Source organism: Pseudomonas sp. AC016, from assembly GCF_979253365.1.
This window is the reverse complement of record NZ_CEEDCC010000001.1, coordinates 5482755-5505420: the sequence shown is the minus strand read 5'-3', so window position 1 is coordinate 5505420 and position 22666 is coordinate 5482755. Positions and strand designations below refer to the sequence as shown.

The window sequence follows — 22666 nt, the reverse complement described above, 5'->3', positions numbered from 1 at the left end:
GGAAACAGACATGATCAATATCCGCTCATTTCGCGACCTGCTGCGCCTGCTGTTCATTTTCAGGCGTGAGGTCAAGATGACCGTAGTGGCGACCTTCGTCGTCGTGCTGCTGGGTGCCTTGCTGCTGCCCAACCGTTACGAATCCACCGCATTGCTGCTGGTCAAGCCCGGCCGGGACAGCAGCACGGTGCCCATCGAGCTGTCCAACCGCCAGGCCATCGTGGTGCCCAGCGCACTGCGCGACCCTTTGCTGGACGAGGAGCGCATGCTGACGGGACGCCCGATCATGCGCAAAGTATCGGAAAAATACCTGGCTGAACTGTCTCGTGCCGAACCCGAAACCGGTGTTCTGGCGTCGATCAAGAACGGTCTGAAAAGCGTCGTCGGCGCGGTCGTGGGCGCCGGTCGCAGCGTGCTGCAATTCATCGGGCTGGTCGAAAAACGCACCCAGGCCGAACGCATGGCCGAAGACCTGGAAAAGAACTTCAAGGTCCGTCACGAGCCTGGCTCGTCGGTCATGGAGCTGACGTTTACCTGGAACGACCCGACCACCGCGCAGACCGTGCTCAAGACCTGGATCGAAGAGTATCAATTGCAGCGCACCAAGACCCTGGGACGCGTCAGCCTGTATACGTTCTACGAATCGGAAGTGAAGAACACCGGTGACAACATCATTTCGTACAAGAAGCAGATTCAGAACTACCTGAACCAGCTGAGTGCCGTGAGCATTTCCCAGCGTCTGGCCGACACCTCGCAAGGTTTGAATGATCTGCGCACCGAGCGCAACAACACGACCCGAGCCATTGCTTCCACCAAGGCCGGGCTGGACCTGCTGAAGAAACAGCTGGCCGCACAACCCAAGACGGTGTCCGCCGGACGCGAACTGACCCTCAACCCCAACCGCCAGGACCTGCAGAACCGCATCAACGGCAAGGAAGTCGAGCGTCAGGAACTGTTGCGTTCGTTCAAGGAACAGGCGCCGCCGATCCGCGCAGTGAACGAGGAAATCAACAACCTCAAGAAATTGCTCAACGAACAGGACGCCACGGTCCAGCGTTCGGAAAGCATCACGCCCAACCCGATCTACAACCGCATGCAGAACGTGTATGCCGACCAGCAGACCAGCTTCGCCCGTCTGCAGACCCAACTGACGCAGCAGAATACCCAGATCGCCCAACTGGAGGCCGACCGTCAACAGGCCCTGAATCTGGAGCCGGAGCTTTCGCGCCTGCAGAACGAGCTGGATGCCGCCGAGAAAAGCTACGCGCTGTACACCGACAGCCTGGAAAAGGCGCGCATCGACCGTGAGCTGGACAACAGCCAGATCAGCAACATCGCGACCATCGAAGAAGCGACCTACAACCCCAGCCGTGTTTTCCCGAAAAGCCTGCTGATGGTGCTGCTCGCCTTCCCGCTCAGTCTGGTGGTCGGCGCGCTGGCCCTGTACTTCTTCTACCTGCTTGATCAACGCATCCATGACGGCGACAAGATCGAGAGCACCTTCAAAGTGCCGGTGTGGACCACCCTCCCCGATCTGGAACACGCTCAGGAACGCAGCGCTGCGTTTATCTCCAACCTGCACCGGATATACGGCATCCTGCCGCTGGATCAGGTGGATGAAAAAGGCCTGACGCTGGGATTCACCTCTGTGAAAGCGGGCGCCGGGGTATCGTTCGTGATCGAGCGCCTGGCTGCGCTGCTGATCGAGCAAGGGCATCAAGTGCGTACCGAAAATCGTGCGCCTGCACGGCCGGGCGAGATCGTGCTGATCAACGCCTCCGGGGTATCGACCAACCAGGAAGCGTTCGTGCTGTTGCGCAATGCCGATCTGATTCTGCTGGTGGTTCGGGCCAAGGACACCACGGTGCCGATGCTCGAAGACACCTTGCACAACCTCAATACCGCGTTCAAGAAAGTCGACGGTGTCATCATCAACCGTCGGCGCTTTGAAGTACCCGAGAACGTGTTGAAATTTCTCAAGCGTATGGGGAGTCGTGGCTGATGCGTATTGCCTTGCTCGCCCCGCTGCCGCCCGAGCAGAACGGCATCGCCGACTATGCGGGCCATCTCAGGCAGGCCCTCGAAGCACTGGGCCTGCAGGTGGTGACACCGTTGCAGGGCGTCGGCAACGATCCGCGCGCCGCCACACAACGCGTGGCCGAGGTCGACTGGAGCGCCATCGACGTGGTGCACGCCGAACTGGGTGGCGGTCGGCTGGCCGAGTTCCAGGCGTTGCGCGCCTTGCAACGGCGCTTTCCAAAACTGCCGCTGACTGCCACCGTGCATGACCCGGAGCGTTTGGTCTGGCGTCGGGAAAAGCTGCCCTGGCCATTGTCGATTGCCAGTGGGATGCGCTCTCCACTGCCGGAAATGGCCACCGTGCTGGCCGATCCGTTGTGCCTGCATGAAGAACGCCAACTGGCCCGGCACATGACCCGCCTGGTGACACTGACCCAGGCAGGCAGCCAGAGCCTGCGCCAGCGCATGGGCCTCAAGCCCGCGCAGATGGAAGTCATCAGCCACGGCAACATGGACATCGCTCCGGCGCCGTTACCGCCGATGAAACCGCTGCGCCTGCTGTACTTCGGCTTCATCTATCGCGGCAAGGGCATCGAAGACCTGCTCGATGCACTGGCCGGTGTTTTTACCGAGAAACCGGCCTTGCGCTCGACCGTACGCCTGACCCTCGCGGGCGGCAGCGAGCCGGAGATGGCGTTCGGTCCGTCCGGCAGCTATCTGGAGCAGTTGCGGCTGCGCATCCGCCAACTGGGTCTGGTGGACCTGATCGACTGGCAATTGGACCTGCCTGCCGAAGAGATTCCACAGGTCATCCAGGCTCATCATGTGATGGTCCTGCCGTACCGCGAATCGAGCAAACTCAAGGTGCTGGGCAAATTGCGCGGGACCAGCGGCGCCCTGTCGTGGGCCGTGGCCTGCGGTCGCGGCGTGATCACCTCCAACGCGCGCTCGTTCGCCGAAGAGGTGTCGCACGGTAACGGCATGATCTATCCGCAAGGCGATGTTCAGGGGCTTGCCGACGCCCTGGTGAAAGCCTGCACCAACCCGGAGCTGATCGCCCAATGGGCCGAAAAGGCATCACTGATGGGTAGGGCTAGAGTCTGGAGCCACACCGCCGAGCGATTCCAGAGCGTATTTCGGCAAGCCTGCGAGGTGCATTGAGATGGCGCATCGTTCAACCATCCTGCGGTCCGTGGCCGCGGCCCTGATCAGTGCCACGCTGGCGACCGCCAGTCAGGCCGCGACCGTCCTGAAAGCACCGAGACCTGTGGTCTGGCAGGACTTTCTCGGCGTCAACGTGCAGTTCCAGTACTTTGCGCCGGACATCTATCAGCAACAGATGGCGCGCCTCGACGAACTGGGACTGAACTGGGTACGCCTGACCATTCACTGGCCCGTCATCGAACCGCAGAAGGACAAGTTCGCGCTGTCGGAGCTGGACGCGGCGATGGAGGCAATCAAGGCGCATCACTACAACACGCTGGCCTATCTGGTGGGCTCTGCGCCTTTCGCCAGCAGCGCACCGCCCGGCGCGACGGGTCGTGACCAGTATCCACCCAAGGATTTTTCCACCTTCGCCGCGCGCATGGTAAGCCTTGCCCAGCGTTACCCGCAGGTGAACAACTGGCAGGTGTGGAACGAGCCGAATATCGTCTGGCTGCCCAAGGAAGACCCGGCAGCCTATGGCCGGTTGCTGACCACCACGGCCCAGGCGCTGAGGGCCGCGCTGCCGGAAAAAACCATCGTGACCGCGGGCATGGCGTACTACAGCCAGATGCACAGCACGCCGGGCTACATGCTGCAAAGCCTGCTCGATGGAGGGCTGGGCACCCAGAACATCGTGGCGGCCTACCATCCGTATTCCGAATACCCCGAAGGCGATTCGGTCCCGGACCGGGATTTTCTGGTGCGTGCCAATGCCATGAACAACCTGCTGCACAGCAACGGCGTCAGCCAGGTGTGGGCCACCGAGTGGGGCTGGTCGAGCTATGACGGCCCGGTGGAAATGCAACGACTGATCGGCACGTCCGGTCAGGCCGACTACACCCTGCGTCGTCTGGCCCTGATGAGCGCTCTGGATTTCCAGCGCATCTTCCTGTTCAACCTCAGCGACCTGGACGAGCGCGCCTCGGCCCGCGATCAGGGCTATGGCCTGCTGGATCTGCAGGCCAGCCCCAAACCTGTTTACACCGCACTGAAGAACTTTCTGACCATTACCGGGCCGCGCCTTACACCGACTGATCCGCCCGCCGTCAGCCAGGTGCCCGATGACCTGTACGCCGTGGCCTGGAGTCGTGAAGACGGCAAACATCTGCTGATGGTCTGGAGCGCCTCAGGCGTCAGCCTGACCTTTCCCGCCATCAACGACGCCATCGTGCATGACCCGCTGACCGGCAGCCGGATTCCCTTGTCCGCCACAAAGGGCATCACCCTGGCGCTCAAGCCGACCCTGCAAATCCTGGAATGGAAGCCTTGACCATGCGGATACTCTGGACGCTCCCGTACCTGCCCTGGCCCACCACCAGTGGCGGCAAGACCCGGGAATATCACCTGTTGCGCAATCTGGCCGCACGCGGTCATCGCATCACGTTGCTGGTGCAGTCCAAGACGGCGCTGGATGACGCCTGCCGCTCGGCACTCGAGCCCTGGCTGGAGCGTTTGATTGTCATTGAACGGCGCCCTTTGCACAGCCTCAAGACCCTGATGGCCGTCGCACTGGCCAAGCCGCCGATGCTCGCCAGCGTCAATGGCTATGCGCCAAAACTGGAAAAAGTATTCGAAGAACTGCTGCTCGAAGACTGGGACGTGATCCAGCTTCAGCACACCTATGCCTTTCAGCCGTTCGAGCAGGCGCTCAAGCGTTCAGGCAAACCGTTCGTGCTCACCGAGCACAACGTCGAATCAGACCTCGGTGCCGCCAGTTACGAGCGCATACCGCGCTGGGCCAATGCATTCGCGGTGTATGACCGCTGGCGTTACCGCCGCTGGGAAACCCGCGTGTTCCGTCAGGCAGGCGAACTGGTAGCCGTGACCGAAGACGATGCCAAGGCCCTCTCACGCCTGAGCGGCAAGGCGACTTCCTTCGTGGTCAATAGTGTGGATTGCGGTTACTACGCCAGCGTGCATGCCGACCGCACGAGCCGTCGCCTGCTGTACATCGGCAATTACGAATACGGCCCTAATATCGACGCCATCGAATGGGCGCTGGACGAGATCATGCCGCAGGTCTGGGTCAGATCGCCCGACGTGCGCTTTGCCATCGGCGGTTTCGCGATGCCTGAGTCGTGGCGCGAGCGCTGGCCGGACCCACGCATCGAATGGCTCGGATTCGTGCCGGACCTGCGCGCGTTGCAGACCACCACGGCCATCTTCTTCGCACCCCTGCGTCAGGGTGGCGGTTCGAAACTCAAGACGCTGGAATCGATGGCGGCCGGACTGCCCATCATCACCACCAGCCAGGGCGTTTCCGGTCTGGCTGTCACCAATGGTGAGCACTATCTGGGCAGCGAAGAAGCCGCAGGGCTGGCAGCCCTGATCATCGACAACATCGAAAAGCCCGTGCACCTGGACAGGATCGGCGAAGCCGCACGCGTCTACGTGCGCTCCCGCCACGACTGGTCGGTCTCGGCGTCACAGCTGGAAGTCATCTACACCCGACTCACGCACACAGGCAAGGATCGCGCTCATGCGTATAGGACTTGATTACCGCGCAGCAGCCGGTTACCCCGTCAGCGGCATCGGCCGCCAGAACTTCGCGCTCGAAGAAGCCTTTCGCGCCCATCCCGATGTTCAACTGCAACTGTTCGGCGTGGCACCTTACGACCACCCGATCCGGCGCCTGATCCATGCGCCACGGTGGGCCGCTGCGCTGAATTCGGTGCACCGGATCCCGGACCGGCTGCGTTTCGAGGGCGTGTTCCTGCCGCGTGCCCTGCGCGATGCAGAGATCCAGATCTACTTCGCCAACATCAATATGGGACTGCCACTGGGCCGCAAACCGGAGGGCCTGCGTTACGTGCTGCAGTTGCACGATGTGTTTCAGATCACCCAGCAGAACAACCATGGATCGCGGCTCAAGGCGCGCATTTACCGCCTGACCGATTACCTCTCGATTGCCCATTCGATCCGGGTCGCCGATCAGGTCTGGCTGCCGTCGAGCTACACGGCGAGCGAAGTCCTGCGCCTGTTTCCCAAGGCACGCGACAAGATTCGCATCGTGCCGCTGCTGGTCGAGGGCTTCAAGGGCGAGGCAGCCGATATCGGTTCACTGAGACTGCCGCAGCGCTACTGGCTGTGCGTGGGCACTCGTGAGCCGCGCAAGAACATCAAATGGTTCGTCGATGCCTGGCAGACGGCGCGCATGCAGTTCGTCGACACCCCGGATCTGGTGCTGGTCGGTGGTGACGAACCCTTGACCGAGGCCCAGCGTCAGCTTCAGGGTCTGCACGTACTGACCGGCTTGAGCGACGCCGAACTGCACGCCGTTTACCGTGACGCGGATCGTCTGTGGCAACCGTCGCTGTGCGAAGGCTTCGGCCTGCCGGTCATTGAAGCGTTGAGTGTTGGCACCCGCGTGGCCGTCGCGACCGGCTCGTCGCTGGATGAAATCTCGCCGCCCGACAGCCCGCACTTCTCGCCCTCCGACAGCGCCAGCCTGATTCACCTGATGGGCACGTTGTCCAACGCCCCCGCAGAAGATCCCGAGGTCTCGAAAGCCTGGGCAGCCCGCTACAACCTTGATGCCTTCTGCAAGCAGGTGCATGCAACGCTGGAGGAGCTTCGCTGATGCCGATGGCCATGCCCATAGGACTGTTCTTCAGTCTGCTGTTCGGCGTGATGATCTGGATGCTGCCGGTACCGTTCGTGTTGTTGGCAGCCGTCGGCGCCGCCTCGGTCATCACCATCATCAGACGCCCGGTGCGCGGGCTGCTGCTGTTTGGTGTGATCGCGACGTTCATTCCCTACTCCACGGTACAGATCGGCATCCGCACCACGGTGTCCGAGGCCTTGATCATGCTGACCTGGGGCAGCTATCTGCTGCAGGCCGTGATCCAGCACCAGGCCCGGATCCCGAAGATGCTGCGCACCGAGCGGCTGCTGGTGGCGCTGATGATGTTCAGCGCGTTCCCGTTTCTGATCGGTGAACTGACCGTGGTGGCTGAAGGTAACGGACCGATCAATTGGGTGCGCTGGCTGTTCAACCTGTCGGTCCTGTTTCTGGTGCCGCGCCTGCTGGTGGACCTGCAGACACTGGAAAAACTCGTCATCGCCCTGCTCGGCGGCACCCTGATGCTGTTGCTGCTTTCGATTCCGATCTACGTCTTGAGCGGTTCGGCGCTGAGCATCACGCCCGTCCTCAGGGTCATGGGCTACAGCGGTGCCGATGTGCTGGGCGAGGCCTTGCTGTCGCTCTCCAGCCGAATGGGCTCGCCATGGATGCACCCAAACGTGGCTGGCGGCGCACTGGCGATGCTGTTGCCGCTGGCGTTCTGTTTCGGCATGACCCGCACCGGCTCTGTCCGCATGCTGGGCCTTTCGGTTGCAGCGCTGGGTGCCCTCGGGCTGTTGCTGACCGGATCACGCGGCGCGCTGGTGAGTCTGATCATCGTCATGCTGTGGATGACCCGTCGGCGCATTCCCCATCTGGGGAGGATACTGATGGGCGGTGCGGCGGCAGGCGTGGTCCTGATGATGTTCTATCCGCCGCTTCAGGACCGGCTGATGAGCCTGTTTTCCGACGACGACACCAGCACCGCGATCCGCTTCCTGGAATACAGCCATTTCCCGGATGCGATGGCCACCTTCCCGTTCGGGATCGGCTTCAAGACCGACCCGCCGGTCCTCGGTTACACCGACTTCGGGATCTCCAACCTGTGGCTGAATTTCATCTACAAGATGGGCCTGCCGGGCATGCTGCTGTTCATCGCCATAACGGTCAGCTGGTGGAAGGAAGTGCGTCCGCCAGCCGGCCGGATCGTGCTGACCCCGGAAAACGCGATCAACCTTGGCTGCATGACCGGCGTGCTGGCTGCCCTGTGCAGCGGCCTGTTTGACCACTACTTCAGTTTTACCAGCGTACTGGTCGCGCTGTTCTGGCTGTTCATCGGCATCAGCCTGCACGAAAGCAGGCGCCTGCGTGCCACAGCCGCCAGACCGCAGCCATCCCCCGTCGCCTTACCCGAGCAGGGAGCCGCCACATGAAACATCGCATGATGCACTCGCACAATCTGCGCGACGCATTGCCTGATTACGCCCGCAAGATGGGTGTGCCGCTTGAAGAGTTGCAGACCACCTACCAATGGATGCTGGACAACGAAGTGTGTTTCGAGACACGCATCAAGGACACCACCCTGTCGTTCATCTGCTACCTGAACATCGAACCGCGGATCGAGCCGCCGCTGGCCCGGCGTTTTTATCGCCTGCTGGCCAGCGAAACCCTCGGTGCGCTGATCCCGTTGTACGGCATCAACTGGCCGACCCTGCGCGACCGGATGCTGCGCACCTGGGAGCAGGTGTACAACATCCTGATCTGCAAGATCCCCAGCCACACCCTGCGCCTGTTCTGGCTGCGCATGGGCGGGGCGAAGATCGGCAAGGGTTCGACGGTATGGCGCAACACCGAAGTGCTGGGCGTGGACAGCCTGCGTATCGGCAACGACACCACGGTGGGCTGGCATTGCCAGCTGGATGCACGCGGTGGCCTGGTGATCGGTGATCACGTCACCATCGCGTCCCATGTCCTGATCATCGCTGGCGGGCACGACCTCAACGAGCCCGAATTCTGGGCCGTCGGCGGCCCGGTGTGGATCGGTGACTACGCGTGGATCTGCAGCCGCGCGCTGCTGTCGTTCGGTGCCAACATTGGCGAAGGGGCTGTGGTCGGCGGCAATAGCGTGGTCTCCAAGCCAGTACCGCCCTATGCCATTGTCAGCGGGCCGAATGCTGAAATCAAAGGCGAGCGCGCACGCAACCTCAACTACAAGGTGGGCGGCAAAGGCCTGTTCACCCTGTTTCACTGACAGGCACCCACGACGATGCTGGGTTCGACACTGTGGCTGACGCTGGCCACCCTCACCGGGCTGGCCGCAGGCTTCGCCCGCGAGTGGCTGCTGGTTGCCGCCTGGGGTGCTGGCGGTCAGAGCGATGCTTTTCTGGTGTCGATGTTTCTGCCCGAAGCCTTACGCATGTCACTGGCCGCCGGATTGTTCAGCGCCGCTGCGCTGCCGCTGTATCAGCAACGCTCGGCGGACGGGCAACAACGCTGGCTGGGCGCAATGGTGCCGCGCCTGACGCTGGCGGGCGTCCTGCTCAGCGCTCTGCTGGCGCTGGGTGCCGGTCTGCTGGTGCGCCTGATCGGGCCGGGGCTCGATGCAGACGGATACGCCCAGGCGAGCAGCGGACTGCGCTGGCTGGCCTGGTGCGCGCCTGGTTTTATGCTGCACGGCCTGCTCTGTGTACCGCTGCAGGCGCGCTCGCGCTTTGTGCTGGCCGGGCTGGGTTCATTGCTGTTCAACCTGCCGCCGGTCATCTATCTCGCCACATTGAGCCACGCTGCCACGCCCACAGGATTGGCGAGCGCCTGTGTGCTGGGCAGTCTGCTGATGCCGGGCGTGCTGTTGCCGAGCCTGTATCGCTCCGGCTGGCGGCCCTGGCAGTGGCAGGCCGAAGCGGGCGTGGTACGTGAACTGTTGCAACGCATCGGGCCGCTGTTGAGCAGTAACCTCGCGAGTCAGGGCCTGGCGCTGCTGGAAAGGATGGTCGCATCGCTGCTGGGTGAAGGCGCCGTCACCTGGGTCAATCTGGCGCGCAAACTGATCAACCTGCCCCTGATCGCCTTGATGAGTCTGAATCAGGTGTTGCTGGGATTGATGAGTGGCAGCGCGGGCGATCAACGCCTCTGCCTGCTGAAACGTGGACTGGGCAGCGCCACCCTGCTGACCCTGCCTGCTGTCGCCGGTCTGATCGGCGCAGCGGGCGCTCTGGTCGTGCTGCTGTTGCCCAACCAGACCCATGACGGTCCGCTGCCAGGGTTGCTCGCATGGTTCGCCGTGCCGCTGATGTTCGGGGCCTGGAATGCGCTGTTGGCGCGTTACGCCTACGCCGCCGGTGACACGCGCCTGCCGCTCAACTGTGAACTCATCGGCAGCCTGTCCAACGCCGTGCTGCTGGGCGTGCTGCCCTTGATATTCGGCCTGACCGGCATCGCCATCGCCGCGCTGGGCGGCGCGCTGGTGACCGGCGTGCTGCTGATGCGCCGCCAGTCGCTACTGAGCGCTCTTCCGTGGCGCAGCCACTGGCTGCTGGCTACGGGACTGATGGTCGTAGCTGCGCTGGTGCTGCATCCGTTGCAGAACACCTGGCTGCAACTGGGGCTCAGCGCTGCGTATGGCATGCTTTTGCTGATAGGTCTGGCGCTGTGGCTGAAGCCGTGGCGGGTCGTGACTGATCAGGCCTGAAACAGCGCTTTCACTGGGTAAACACCTAACTGTGGGAGGCGGCTTGCCGGCGATCTGCCGGGAACCGGCAGCAAAACCTGCACACGCGGTGTGCCGGATGCACCCTGGGGCCGCTGCGCAGCCCATCGCTGCCGTCGTAACCTCCGAGAGCTCCCACGCCCTTCGGGCAGAAGCAGGTGTGCGTGCATTTCAGTAAATTACAGCGTTTGACAAGAGGCGGGTTTCCCCGCATTACGCCTCACCCGCCGATTCGCTGCACTGCTCACTGAATCGCTGCAGGCTGGTCGAGACAAACTTGTCGCGATGACGAATCAGGAAGAACCGGCGGGTCAGCGGTGGCAAGGGGCTGTTGAGGATCTGCAGCTCGCCGCTCGCCAACAGATCAGCCACCACGCGGCGGGACAGGCAACTGATGCCGATCCCTTGGGCCAGAGTGCGTTTGATCGCTTCGGAGCTGCCCATCTGCCGCATGTCTTCCAGGTCGTGAAGGTGCCTGAGCAACAGATGTTCCACTTCGCCACGCGTCCCCGAACCCGGCTCGCGCAGCAGCCACTCGGCGTGTTGCAGGTCACTCAGCGACACCTGTTTCTGCACGGCCAGCGGATGATCACGCCCGGCAACGATGACCATTTCATCGACCAGCCAGGGTTCGGCGATCAGCTCGGGCAGATGACACGGCGCCTCGATCATCCCCATGTCGATCTCGAATTGCGCGACCTTGCGGGCAATCAGAGCGCTGTTGCCGATGTCCATGTCCACCCGCAACGAAGGCGCCGAGGTGCGCAGCGCCGCAACGATCTGTGGCAGCACGTAGTTGGCGATGGTGCTGCTGCAGCCGATCCGCAACCGGGTGTTCAGACCGGCATCGGGCAACAGAAAGCTGTCTTCGATCTGCTGGGCGCTTTCCAGCATCTGCCGGGCCTGAGGCAGCAAGGCGTGACCGTTGTCATTCAGGACCAAACGCTTGCCGACCCGATCGAATAGCCGGGTGCCCAGCGCGCTTTCCAGCTCGTTCAAGGCCGCGCTGGTCGCCGATTGTGAAAGCGATACGGCAAGACCTGCGCCAACGGTACTGCCGTGCTGGGTGACAGCGCAGAAGATTTGCAACTGACGCAGGTTGAGTTTCAAGCGACGACTCCCGAATACAGATCAACCTGAATAACAGGTAACTGGAACCGAGATTACCCGTTTAGAGAATTGTTCGCACGCCCGTAAACTGACGACATACACCCAGGCCGTCAGCAGGAGAACATCATGAGCAGGCTTGCAACCGTTATCGAGGGTATCGCCCCCCTCGCCTCGTTATCGAGCCCGCGCGAAGCTGTCAGGCAATTCACCCCCAACTGGTTCGCCGTGACCATGGGCACCGGGGTTCTGTCTCTGGCGCTGGCGCAACTGCCCGGCGACATCGCATTGCTGCGCAATGTGGGCGAAGCCCTATGGTTCTTCAATATCGGCCTGTTCGTGCTGTTCAGCGTGATGTACGCGAGCCGCTGGTTGCTGTTCTTCGATGAAGCGCGGCAGGTGTTCGGTCATTCGACGGTCTCGATGTTCTTCGGCACCATTCCCATGGGTCTGGCGACGATCATCAGTGGTCTTCTGGTGTTCGGACCCGATCGCTGGGGCGCTGGCGTGATTCCGGTGGCCGAAGCCCTGTGGTGGCTGGATGTGGCAATGGCCATGGCCTGCGGCGTACTGATTCCGTTCATGATGTTCACCCGCCAGGAACACAGCATCGAAAAGATGACCGCTGTCTGGCTGCTGCCCGTGGTGGCGGCGGAAGTTGCCGCTGCCTGCGGCGGTCTGCTGACACCGCACCTTACCGACACTGCGTCGCAATTCACGGTGCTGATCACCAGCTACGTGTTGTGGGCCTACTCGGTGCCGGTGGCGCTGAGCATTCTGGTGATCCTGTTGCTGCGTCTGGCGTTGCACAAACTGCCCCACGAAAGCATGGCCGCCTCGAGCTGGCTGGCGCTGGGGCCTATCGGGACAGGCGCGCTGGGCATGCTGGTAATGGCCAATGACGCGCCTCAGGTGTTCGCCGCGCACGGCCTGGCGTCGGTCGGCGAAGTAGCCGCAGGGGTCGGCGTCATCGTCGGCACGCTGTTCTGGGGCCTCGGCCTCTGGTGGATGGCGTTGGCTGCATTGATCACGCTGCGTTATTTCAAGGCCGGCATCGAGTTCAACCTAGGCTGGTGGGCCTTTACCTTTCCGCTTGGTGTGTATGCGCTGGCGACGCTGAAACTGGGTTCGACCTTGCAACTGGGCTTTTTCGACCAGTTCGGCATGGCGCTGGTCGCCCTGCTGGGGCTGATGTGGACGCTGGTTGCAACCCGGACAGTGGCAGGCGCATGGCGAGGCCATCTGTTCGTTTCACCTTGCATTGCCAGGTGCCAGAACAGCCCGCGTTAAAGGTCCATCTGCCGGGGCACTGAACAGACCTCTTTGAGGGTCTGGCGCAGCCAGCGGTGCGCCGGGTCCTTGTCGAAGCGCGGGTGCCAGGCCTGATTGACCGATACGGTTTCCAGCGCCAGCGGAATGGCAAACGCGCGCATCTTCAGGCCCAGTCGCTTCAGGCCCCAGAGCACCGGCTCGGGCAACGACAGGATCAGGTCAGACTCGGCCACTCCGAAAATCGCCGAGTGGAAATGCGGCGTGATCAGCGCGATACGCCGCTCCAGTCCCAGCTCTGCCAGCGCCGGATCGATCGGTCCGCGTGCAAGGCCTCTGCGAGACACGCTGACGTGATCGAACCCGGCGAATCGCTCGGGTGTGATCGGTCCGTCGAAGATGGGATGCCCTTCACGTGCCAGACCGCAGAAGCGAGTGTTGAACAGGGTCTGAATCTTGATCTCCGGACCGAAATTGAGCCGTGACGAGATGTACAGGTCGATTCTGCCTTCGCGCAGCGCGTCATCGTCGTCAGCCCCCTCAGGCACGAAGCGCAGGGTGCAGCCGGGCGCACCGATGCGGATAGCCTCCAGCACATGGGCACCGAACGAGCCGAAGAACACGTCGTTGGAGCGCACGTTGAAACAGCGCTCCAGGGTGCTCATGTCCACTTCATCGCGGGCCTGAAACACCTGAGCGGCCTGTTCGACCAGTTCGCGCACCTGCGCCTGCATGGCCAGCGCACGCGGCGTCGGCACCAGCCCACGACCGGCACGCACCAGTACCGGATCGCCGGTGGCCTCACGAATCCGCGTCAATGTGCGACTCATGGCTGCCGGGCTGAGGTGCATGCGCCGCGCCGCGCCCACGACGCTGCCTTCGTCGAGCAACGCATCAAGGGCGATCAACAGGTTCAGGTCGGGCAACTGCATGGGGCTATCCGCTGGCAAGGTGCGCTGATGATAGCGCGACTGGCCCGCTGCGGCAGACTGCGTGTAGAGCCCCGCCGGGCATATTCCTTGAACTTAAGCGGTCGCTGGAACGCCTCATTCAGACACTTCAGCGCAGAGCCTACTCATGCACACCTCACACTTCGCCGACAACCACGGCGCGCGCGACCAGCGCATCGTCATCAATACCTACACCACGGTACTGCGCAGACCCGGCGTACCTCACGAACTCTTCGCCACTTACTGGCGTGACGTGCACGGCCCGCTGTGCGCGCGCCTCGACGGCCTTGGCTGGTACGTGCAGCATCACCTGTCCCGCGAACAGGACGCCCACCTGTGGCCGATCATCGAAGGCGTCAAGCCACTGGAAGGCTACGTGCTGGATGGCGGCGTGGAGATCGGTTTTCTATCGGCCGAAGACCAGCAGCGCTTCCAGAAAGCCAGTGCGATTCTGTTTTCCGATGAACAGAACATGTTCGAGGAAACCCTGGCCTATGACGTGCCGGACGGTTCAAGCACGCTGATGGACCGTCTGCCGGAACCTTCGCCCAACGAAACCTCGACTCTGGATCGTTTGCACCTGCACTTTCATTTGAATCGCGACAACCTTGCAGCTGCGCGCGAAGCCATCGACACCCTGGCTCGCGATCTGGCCGGTCTGGACGAGGTGCTCAAACTGCGCCTGCACCTTGCGCAGCCCTACGACAACGAGCAGCCCGCGCCCCCTGCGCCGGACGTCGCCCATTACGCCAGCGAACCGCGCCTGAACATCGTGTTCATGGAAATCACCTTCGAATCGGCCTGGACCCGACGCACCTGTTACGCCAGCGAACGCTTCAAGGCCATCACCCATGGTATAGGCGCCCACGTCAGCCACATCACCCCGTTTGCCGTCAGCGGCGTCTACACCTACGTACGTGACGGGGTCATGACCACGGCGGGTATCCGGGGCAGTCGCCAGGCCGAACTGATTCGCCAGCTGGGGGCTATCAACCAGACGCAGCCTGAAGTCGAGACACTGTTTGGTGCCGCCCCAGCCGATGAAACGCCAGCAGAGTGACAGCAGGACGACCGGCTTTTATGCTGGTCGTCCCTTTTCAACCTGATCGCGAACGCCCATGCCACCCACTCCAACCCTGAGCGCCCGCGAGGTTTATCAGTGCCTGAAAGAGGCAACGCTGGGCGTTCGCTCACTGCGCCGCCTCGATGATTGCGAGTCAGACCTGCTCCGGATCGACATCGATGGCTGGTGCCTGACGCTGGAAATCTCGGGCAACCGCGTGACAGGTTGCCCACACTGCCTGACTCCGGATGGCCGACAGGGATCGGCCGAAGACTGGCCGCGCACGGACCCGGTGAGCCTGCTCAGCGGATGGGAGCAGGCGCAGATCGAGCGGTTGGTGATTCACAGATGTGTGAATGACAACTCAGGCAGCTCGGCATTCGATCAATAGCCGGTGTGGCCACGCTTCATGACAGTCAAAGCGAACCGGGAGAAAGCGCTCGATGACCGCGATATTGCTGAGCAGATGGTCAGTCATGCGCAACGTACTGAAACTGCCGCCGCCCGCCAGCGCCATGGGTAACAGCAACTGGTCAGCCAGATGCTCGGCAACCGCCGAATCGCTGTGCAGCCATTCGACCGCCTTCACGATTGCACGATCAGCCACGGCTTCGGCACGCAGGTTCGACTGGCCAAACGCACTGAAGACCTCGGTGACCTGTTCACACTCAACGACCAGCGACAGCGCGTTGCCAGGCCCCTGCTCCGGGTCCAGCACAACCGTATGCAACTGCGCAGGTGCCATCGACAGGCGTTGACCGACTCGGGCCAATTCACGCATCGCCACCTGTTCAGGCAGACCCGCAGACAGTGCCGTGGCATGACGGCCGACTTCTGTTCCCCGGTCGTACAGATGCAAGGCTGTCAGCCGGGAAGGCTTGATCATGGCCTGCACCTGCCCGCCTCCTGCGGGAACGAATCCGTGGCGAAGCAGCTCAAGCTCCACTTGCGCGCCCATACGCCTCAGCTGTGGCAGCCACGCACGCTGCAGAAAGTCCACCGCAGGCGCCATGGGGTTATGGGTCCCGCCGCTGATCGACACCCGGCTGGGTTCGCACGACAGCAACAATGCCGGCAAGAGCGTTTGCAATACCAGTGTGCAACTGCCCGCGCTGCCGATTGCAAACTCATAATCGCCTGCTCGCACCTTGCCCGGCTCGAACCATAACGCCTGAGAGCCCAATTCGGCACCGCTCACCTGCGCCTCACAGATCCTGGCCGCAGCCAGAACAGCCGTGAGGTGCTGACGCAGCAAACCCGGCCGGCTGCGTTGGCCACGGATGTGATGGATGTGCAGCGCACGGCCAGTGATCATGGACAGGCTCAAGGCGCTGCGCAGTACTTGCCCGCCTCCGCTGGAGCCGTCCAGCTCGATAACATCCCTGTTCATGTCCGACTCCCTGCGTAATGCGCGACGGTCTCCCTCAGGTACTGATCGAGCAACCCGCTGTCGCCATGCGTCCTCGGCAATAAGGGCACATTGCGTTCCAGTTCGGCCGCGATGAACGCATGCAGCGCGGGACGCCGTGGTCCGTAGGCAGCCTCGTCGGCACTGCGCTTGAGCACCAGCAATTCAGCCACTTCGTCGAGCAGCAGCGGGTCGTCGACCGTGCTCAACAGATCAGCGAAGGTCATGGGCGGCCTGCCTCGGCCCTGGTCGATCCAGCGCACCGCCAGCAAAGGCCGCAGCACGTAGAAGTACTTCTTGAAACGCACGCTCTCGCCTTGCAGATAACCACGGAAATTCTTCCTGGCCATCGACAGGTAATGGTTGCGCGCGGCAGGCGGGCTGTAGAACGCTTCAGCCAGCGCCCGCAGACGTGCGGTTGCCTCGCTTTCGCTGCGATACACCAGCGGTGAGTCGAGCCATTCGAGCAGCGTCGGGTTGGACTTGCGCAATAACCCGAGGGTCTTGCGCAGCTCCCAGCCACTGACATCCAGTTCGTCATCCAGCGGACGCTCGATCACGTCACGACCCGCGTCGACCTGAACGAACCATTCCGGCTTCTCGACATACACGAAGCGAACGTCGTAATCGCTGTCGGTGGAGGCGAAGCCCCAGGCACGACTGCCTGATTCACACGCGTACAAGACCGTGACATTGCGCTCGCGCTCTATGCGCGTCAGCTCATCCAGCACCCGTGCGCGCATGGTGTCATCAAGCGGATGCGCTTCTGTAGATTCCCTTTTCATTTCCCGTTATTCCTTGGCAGACGGAGCATCCTGCGCTCCATCTGTGATTAGCCTTTCACACACACCACTTGCCGCAGCGTGTGCATGACTTCCACCAGTTCTCGCTGTGCATGCATGACCTTGTCGATGTCCTTGTAGGCCATCGGAATCTCATCGATCACCGCAGCATCCTTGCGGCACTCCACATGGGCTGTGGCACTAATCTGATCCTCGACCGTGAACATGTCCTTGGCCCGGGTACGGCTCATGGTACGACCGGCACCGTGGCTGCAGGAGCAGAATGACTCCTCGTTGCCCAACCCGCGCACGATGAAACTCTTGGCGCCCATGGAGCCCGGGATGATCCCCAGCTCGCCCTTTTTGGCCGACACTGCGCCTTTGCGGGTGACCAGGACGTCCTCGCCGAAATGCCGCTCTTTCTGCACATAGTTGTGGTGACAGTTGACTGCCTCCAGCGCGACCTCAAAGGGTTTACTGATAATCCTGCGGGCAGCCTGAACCACAGACTGCATCATCAATTCACGGTTCTGCCGGGCAAACTCCTGAGCCCAGCCAACTGCCTGAACGTAATCATCGAAGTGCTGACTGCCCTCTTCGAAGTACGCCAGGTCACGATCCGGAAGGTTGGCGATGTGCTGACGCATGTCCGCCTGCGCCATCTGGATGAACAGCGTACCGATTGCATTGCCAACGCCACGTGAACCGCTGTGGAGCATGAACCAGACCCGGTTGGCTTCATCCAGGCAAACTTCGATGAAGTGGTTGCCCGAACCCAGTGTGCCCAGATGCTGGCGGTTGTTGCTTTTGACAAGTCGCGGGTATTTGTCGGTCAGCGCCTTGAAGCCTGGCGCCAATGCTTCCCATGCCCGATCGGCCTGTTGCGGAATATCGCCCCACGCGCCCTTGTCCCGACCGCCACGTGTCGAGGTTCGACCATGAGGCACAGCCTGTTCGATGGCGCTGCGCAGACCGGCCAGGTTGTCCGGCAGATCGCTGGCCGTCAGCGACGTACGCGCAGCAATCATGCCGCAACCGATATCCACCCCGACTGCGGCAGGAATGATTGCCCCCACCGTAGGGATAACGCTGCCAATGGTCGAACCCTTGCCCAGGTGCACATCGGGCATGACCGCCAGGTGCTTGAAGATGAACGGCATGCTGGCCGTATTCATCAATTGCTGACGCGCCTCGTCCTCAACCGGCACGCCCTGGGTCCACATTTTGATGGGTTTGCCGTTGGCGACTTCCAGTAACTGGTAGGTGGTCTTTTCCATGTTCTCTACTCTTGTCATGCCGAAGGTTCGGCGCATTACCTGGCGGCGTTCGTTTCATGAAGCCGGTGTTTTTCATAAATAAGCTATTGCAGCGGCCGTGCCAGACTAGAGAAGGATGATCTAATTATTTTTAACTCACTGTTTTTTAACGATTATTTATTTTATTCATGTAGCAGCTGTATTTGAACGAGACAGATCTGCCATAAAATTCTATTATTTTTTATCGTTTTTTATCTCAAGGTATAAAGATGTCTTCCAGACGCACCGTCGCAATCGGCTTTATCGGCGCCACGCTCGATCGCGTGGGCAAAGGTGCGAATCGCTGGAATCATTGGCGACCCAGTGTCAGCCTGTGTCAGCAGGACGACATGCTGATCCATCGCCTGGAGCTGATTCACGGCATCGATGCCAGGGACGTCAGCCTGGCGCAGCGGGTGGCCGACGATATCCGCCAGATTTCACCGGAGACCGACGTACGTCTTCACCCCATGCACCTGAAAAATCCATGGGACTTCGAGGAGGTCTATGGCGCCCTGCACGACTTCACCACCGCGTACGCGTTCGACACCGACCACGAAGATTATCTGGTGCACATCACCACCGGCACTCACGTTGCGCAGATCTGCTGGTTCCTGCTCACCGAAGCCCGGTATCTGCCCGCCCGGCTGATCCAGACATCACCCTCAAGACGCCGCGACCCGAGCGAACCCGCCGTCGGCACGCACACACTGATCGACCTCGACCTTTCACGCTACGACCGGATTGCATCGCGATTCGCCAGCAAACGCCTGGAAGGCCTGGCCTTCCTCAAGTCCGGTATCGCCACGCGCAATCCGGCCTTCAATCGCTCAATCGAACAGATCGAACGCGTCGCCGTGCGCTCGAAAGCCCCCATGTTGCTGATCGGACCCACCGGCGCAGGCAAATCATTTCTGGCCAGACGAATTTACGAACTCAAACGCAGCAGGCATCAGGTTCAGGGGCGCTTTGTGGAAGTGAACTGCGCAACCCTGCGAGGCGACGGCGCCATGTCGGCGCTGTTCGGCCACGTCAAAGGCGCGTTCACGGGTGCCCAGAATGCACGCGACGGTCTGCTGCGTTCGGCGGACGGCGGCATGTTGTTTCTGGATGAAATCGGTGAGCTTGGGGCCGACGAGCAGGCCATGCTGCTCAAGGCCATCGAGGAGAAACGGTTTTTCCCCATGGGCTCGGACAAGGAAGTGGACAGCGATTTCGTGATCATCGCAGGGACTCACCGCGACCTGCGCGAACGCGTTCTGCAGGGCCTGTTTCGAGAAGACCTGTATGCACGAATCAATTTGTGGACATTCCAGCTACCGGGCCTTGCCGGGCGTCGCGAGGACATCGAGCCCAACATCGATTTCGAGCTTGAGCGTCATGCTCAGGAACTGGGCAGCATGGTGAGTTTCAATCAGCAGGCACGCAAACGCTACGTAGCCTTCGCCTGTTCCGCCGAAGCCGTCTGGCTGGGTAACTTCAGAGAACTGTCGGCCTCCATTACCCGCATGGCCACGCTGGCAGACAGCGGTCGCATCGATGAAGATCAGGTCGCAGAGGAGATCGACCGACTGCGTTACGCCTGGGGCCTGAGTCAGGCGGACGAAATAACCACGGCGCTGCTCGACGACGACCTTGAACTGGATCTTTTCGACCGACTGCAACTCAACGCCGTGATTGAAATCTGCAAGGGAGCCGACAGCCTGTCGAGCGCGGGACGACGATTGTTCGGCGTATCGCGGCTGAGCAAGGCCAACCCCAATGACGCAGACAGACTGCGCAAATACCTCGGGCGCTTCGGGATAGAGTGGAAGCAGATTCGGGAATCCGCGCTGCCCGGCTGAAAAAGCCGCATGACAGGGACTGCGCGGCCAGCTTGCTTGAGCAATGCTGACAATAGCCTGTCGCTATGCCGCATGATGAAGGATTGCAGGCGCTATCTTTTTCTGACCGACTTTAAATTCCTGACCGTTAAAACGCGCCTGCACATGAAATCTGCACGGCCCGCAGAAACCTGCCTAAATTCTACTCCACAGCGCCCACGACTTTGGCTAGACTCCGCTGACTGCTGAAACGTTTAATCCAGTCCAGCACACCCATAATTCCAATAAGTCAGAAGGACACACCCTCATGAAAACCCTTCCCCTGCTGGTGGGCCTCAGCGCCCTCTCCCTCGCCTCCAGCGCTTTTGCCTGGGACTACGTTCTGCTCGATACCGACAAGCCTGCGCAGAACCAGCAGATCACCAGCAAGCAACTGGGCGTCAAGACCGACAAGCCGTTCACTATTACCCTGCGAACCCTGCATGGCGGTCGCCAGGAAGGCGTGAGCATCATTGATATCGACAACGGCACCATGAAGCTCTCGGTGGTGCCCACGCGTGGCATGAACGTGCTGCAGGCCTCGGTCGGTGACGTGCGCATGGGCTGGGATTCACCGGTCAAGGATGTGGTCAACCCGGCGTTCATCGAACTCAATGGTCGCGGCGGGCTGGGCTGGCTGGAAGGGTTCAACGAATTGGTGACCCGTTGCGGCTACGAATGGGTCGGCCATCCAGGCATGGACAACGGCGAGCTGCTGACCCTGCACGGTCGCGCGGCCAATATCCCGGCCAGCAAGGTGACGCTGCACATTGACGAGAAGCCGCCTTACGCGATCCGCCTCAAGGGCGAACTCAAGGAGCAGGCGTTCAAGAAGGTCGACTTCTCGGTGCAGACCGAACTGGTCACCGAGCCAGGCAGCACACGCTTCTCGCTGAACGACACGCTGACCAACAACGGCGACTATCCGAAGGAATATCAGGCGCTGTACCACAGCAACTTCAGCACGCCGTTCCTGGAACAGGGCGCGCGCTTCGAAGCGCCGGTCAAGCAGGTATCGCCGTTCAACGAAAAGGCCAAGGGTGATCTGGGCGACTGGCAGACCTATCGCGGGCCGACCCCGGATTACGACGAAACCGTCTACAACATCGTGCCGTACGGCGATGACAAGGGCGACACTGTCACCGTTCTGCACAACAAGGCAGGCAGCCTGGGCGTGGCGGTAGGCTTCAACACCCAGCAATTGCCAGTGTTCTCGCTGTGGAAAAACACTGACACCAAGGGTCAGGGCTATGTGACCGGTCTTGAGCCTGGCACCAGCTTTTCCTATAACCGCCGTTTCCAGCGCCCGCTGAATCTGGTGCCGACCATCGAGCCGAAAGCGCAGCGTCAGTTCCAGATCAGCTACAGCCTGCTGGCGGACAAGGGCGCCGTCGACAAGGCCTTGGGTCAGATCAAGACCATCCAGGCAGGCCGCGAGACCGAAGTGCGCCAGGAGCCGCTGGTGGACCTGACCAAGGAGTGATCGCTCGCGCCTGACGCAGGCAATCAGCGCTGCTGCATGACGAGGCCGGATCTCGACGCATTACTGTCGAATCCGGCCTTGTTTCATTCACGTTCAGCATTGCGCACAACACTTGGCGCTTTCGCCTGTCTACACCCTCTCAATCCCTCAATGACGAGCACATTCATGAAAATCCTGATGGTTCTGACTTCACACGACCAACTGGGCGATACCGGCAAGAAAACCGGTTTCTGGCTCGAGGAATTTGCAGCGCCCTACTACATCTTCAAGGACGCAGGGGCCGAAGTCACCCTGGTGTCGCCTGCAGGTGGACAGCCGCCGCTGGACCCCAAGAGTGATGAGCAAGACGCACAGACCGCCGAAACCCAGCGTTTCCGTGAAGACTCCGCTGCCCAGCAGGCGCTCGCCAATACGGGTCGCCTGGCTGACGTGAAGGCCGACGACTTCGACGCAGTGTTCTACCCCGGTGGCCATGGTCCGCTGTGGGATCTGGCCGAAGATCCGAAATCCATCGCCCTGATCGAAGCGTTCGCCAAGGCCGACAAACCCCATGCGCTGGTGTGCCATGCGCCCGGCGTGCTGCGCAAGGTCCGTGCAGAAAATGGCGAGCCGCTGGTCAAGGGCCGTCGCGTCACCGGCTTTACCAACAGCGAAGAAGAAGGCGTCGGCCTGACCAACGTCGTGCCGTTTCTGGTCGAAGACATGCTCAAGGAACTGGGCGGCGACTATTCGAAGACCGATGACTGGGGCGTCCATGTCATCACCGACGGCAAGCTGGTGACCGGTCAGAACCCGGCCAGCTCGGCTCAGACGGCCAAGGATCTGATTACCCTGTTGAGCTGATCACGCCGACCCGGCCCTCCACTGCGCAGGCGGTCGCCGGGTCGTCATCACGATAAATCGAATCTTGGGCGCGCCACGTTGACCAATACCGAGAGAGTCCATTCATTCGGA

The 22666-nt window shown here is 61.5% G+C and carries 19 protein-coding genes; 14 read left to right on the top strand and 5 right to left on the bottom strand.

The features are described 5' to 3' along the window. Window positions 1–10: 10 nt before the first annotated feature. From AC0IXS_RS24765 to AC0IXS_RS24730, 8 genes are read left to right on the top strand one after another with little or no spacing between them, the layout of a single operon-like run. Window positions 11–2002: a GumC family protein gene (locus AC0IXS_RS24765; RefSeq protein ID WP_191957779.1), complete on the top strand. Its 1992-nt coding sequence runs from the start codon at window positions 11–13 to the stop codon at window positions 2000–2002. Continuing rightward, the gene (locus AC0IXS_RS24760) at window positions 2002–3180 is read left to right on the top strand and encodes a glycosyltransferase (RefSeq protein ID WP_471825943.1); all 1179 of its coding nucleotides are present in this window, start codon (window positions 2002–2004) and stop codon (window positions 3178–3180) included. Before AC0IXS_RS24765 ends, AC0IXS_RS24760 begins: the two co-directional genes overlap by 1 nt. A 1-nt stretch (window position 3181) precedes the next feature. Beyond that, window positions 3182–4495, top strand: coding sequence for a cellulase family glycosylhydrolase (locus AC0IXS_RS24755; protein ID WP_057411158.1), 1314 nt, complete (start codon window positions 3182–3184; stop codon window positions 4493–4495). A gap of 2 nt (window positions 4496–4497) precedes the next feature. Beyond that, the gene (locus AC0IXS_RS24750; RefSeq protein ID WP_137203272.1) at window positions 4498–5721 is read left to right on the top strand and encodes a glycosyltransferase family 4 protein; all 1224 of its coding nucleotides are present in this window, start codon (window positions 4498–4500) and stop codon (window positions 5719–5721) included. Further along, entirely contained in the window at window positions 5705–6805 is a 1101-nt protein-coding gene (locus AC0IXS_RS24745; protein ID WP_471825941.1) for a glycosyltransferase family 4 protein, read from the top strand. The genes AC0IXS_RS24750 and AC0IXS_RS24745 overlap by 17 nt, the downstream gene beginning before the upstream one ends. Then, complete coding sequence (locus tag AC0IXS_RS24740; RefSeq protein ID WP_449125967.1) at window positions 6805–8220, top strand: O-antigen ligase family protein; 1416 nt, start codon at window positions 6805–6807, stop codon at window positions 8218–8220. Before AC0IXS_RS24745 ends, AC0IXS_RS24740 begins: the two co-directional genes overlap by 1 nt. Beyond that, entirely contained in the window at window positions 8217–9038 is an 822-nt protein-coding gene (locus AC0IXS_RS24735) for an acyltransferase (RefSeq protein WP_057409349.1), read from the top strand. Before AC0IXS_RS24740 ends, AC0IXS_RS24735 begins: the two co-directional genes overlap by 4 nt. Window positions 9039–9053: 15 nt before the next feature. Beyond that, window positions 9054–10475: a lipid II flippase MurJ gene (locus tag AC0IXS_RS24730; protein ID WP_122667794.1), complete on the top strand. Its 1422-nt coding sequence runs from the start codon at window positions 9054–9056 to the stop codon at window positions 10473–10475. Between the two features lie 231 nt (window positions 10476–10706). Here the strand turns inward: AC0IXS_RS24730 and AC0IXS_RS24725 are convergent, their stop codons facing one another. Next, window positions 10707–11603 (bottom strand): LysR family transcriptional regulator, encoded by an 897-nt coding sequence (locus AC0IXS_RS24725; RefSeq protein WP_057409347.1) that lies wholly within the window; start codon window positions 11601–11603, stop codon window positions 10707–10709. A gap of 126 nt (window positions 11604–11729) precedes the next feature. Between AC0IXS_RS24725 and AC0IXS_RS24720 the strand changes: the two genes are divergently transcribed. Then, window positions 11730–12890 (top strand): TDT family transporter, encoded by a 1161-nt coding sequence (locus AC0IXS_RS24720; RefSeq protein ID WP_122689560.1) that lies wholly within the window; start codon window positions 11730–11732, stop codon window positions 12888–12890. Here the strand turns inward: AC0IXS_RS24720 and AC0IXS_RS24715 are convergent. Next, window positions 12887–13801, bottom strand: coding sequence for a LysR family transcriptional regulator (locus AC0IXS_RS24715; protein ID WP_122689559.1), 915 nt, complete (start codon window positions 13799–13801; stop codon window positions 12887–12889). The genes AC0IXS_RS24720 and AC0IXS_RS24715 overlap by 4 nt on opposite strands. A 145-nt stretch (window positions 13802–13946) precedes the next feature. Here AC0IXS_RS24715 and AC0IXS_RS24710 point away from each other — a divergent pair, with 145 nt between their 5' ends. Together AC0IXS_RS24710 and AC0IXS_RS24705 are read left to right on the top strand one after the other, a co-directional pair. Continuing rightward, window positions 13947–14879 carry a hypothetical protein gene (locus tag AC0IXS_RS24710; RefSeq protein ID WP_471825938.1) on the top strand — a complete coding sequence of 311 codons (933 nt, stop codon included), beginning with the start codon at window positions 13947–13949 and terminating at the stop codon, window positions 14877–14879. Between the two features lie 58 nt (window positions 14880–14937). Continuing rightward, window positions 14938–15273 (top strand): DUF7693 family protein, encoded by a 336-nt coding sequence (locus AC0IXS_RS24705; protein WP_449121991.1) that lies wholly within the window; start codon window positions 14938–14940, stop codon window positions 15271–15273. Here AC0IXS_RS24705 and rtcA read toward each other — a convergent pair. Genes rtcA through AC0IXS_RS24690 form a run of 3 tightly spaced genes read right to left on the bottom strand, consistent with a single transcriptional unit; the run spans window position 15247 to window position 18349 of the window. After that, window positions 15247–16272, bottom strand: coding sequence for an RNA 3'-terminal phosphate cyclase (gene rtcA / locus AC0IXS_RS24700; protein ID WP_471825936.1), 1026 nt, complete (start codon window positions 16270–16272; stop codon window positions 15247–15249). The genes AC0IXS_RS24705 and rtcA overlap by 27 nt on opposite strands. After that, window positions 16269–17075 (bottom strand): nucleotidyltransferase domain-containing protein, encoded by an 807-nt coding sequence (locus tag AC0IXS_RS24695; protein ID WP_471825934.1) that lies wholly within the window; start codon window positions 17073–17075, stop codon window positions 16269–16271. Before AC0IXS_RS24695 ends, rtcA begins: the two co-directional genes overlap by 4 nt. Window positions 17076–17122: 47 nt before the next feature. After that, a complete protein-coding gene (locus AC0IXS_RS24690) occupies window positions 17123–18349 on the bottom strand; it encodes an RtcB family protein (RefSeq protein ID WP_057409341.1) in 1227 nt (408 codons plus the stop codon). Between the two features lie 248 nt (window positions 18350–18597). Here AC0IXS_RS24690 and rtcR point away from each other — a divergent pair, with 248 nt between their 5' ends. The 3 genes from rtcR (at window position 18598) to AC0IXS_RS24675 (ending at window position 22555) form a co-directional block, all read left to right on the top strand. After that, on the top strand, window positions 18598–20211 hold the full coding sequence (rtcR, locus tag AC0IXS_RS24685; RefSeq protein ID WP_137203266.1) for an RNA repair transcriptional activator RtcR: 1614 nt from the start codon (window positions 18598–18600) through the stop codon (window positions 20209–20211). A 286-nt stretch (window positions 20212–20497) separates the two neighbouring features. Beyond that, a complete protein-coding gene (locus AC0IXS_RS24680) occupies window positions 20498–21712 on the top strand; it encodes an aldose 1-epimerase family protein (RefSeq protein WP_043304406.1) in 1215 nt (404 codons plus the stop codon). Between the two features lie 165 nt (window positions 21713–21877). Beyond that, window positions 21878–22555, top strand: coding sequence for a type 1 glutamine amidotransferase domain-containing protein (locus tag AC0IXS_RS24675; RefSeq protein ID WP_025994546.1), 678 nt, complete (start codon window positions 21878–21880; stop codon window positions 22553–22555). The last annotated feature ends 111 nt before the right edge of the window (window positions 22556–22666 follow it).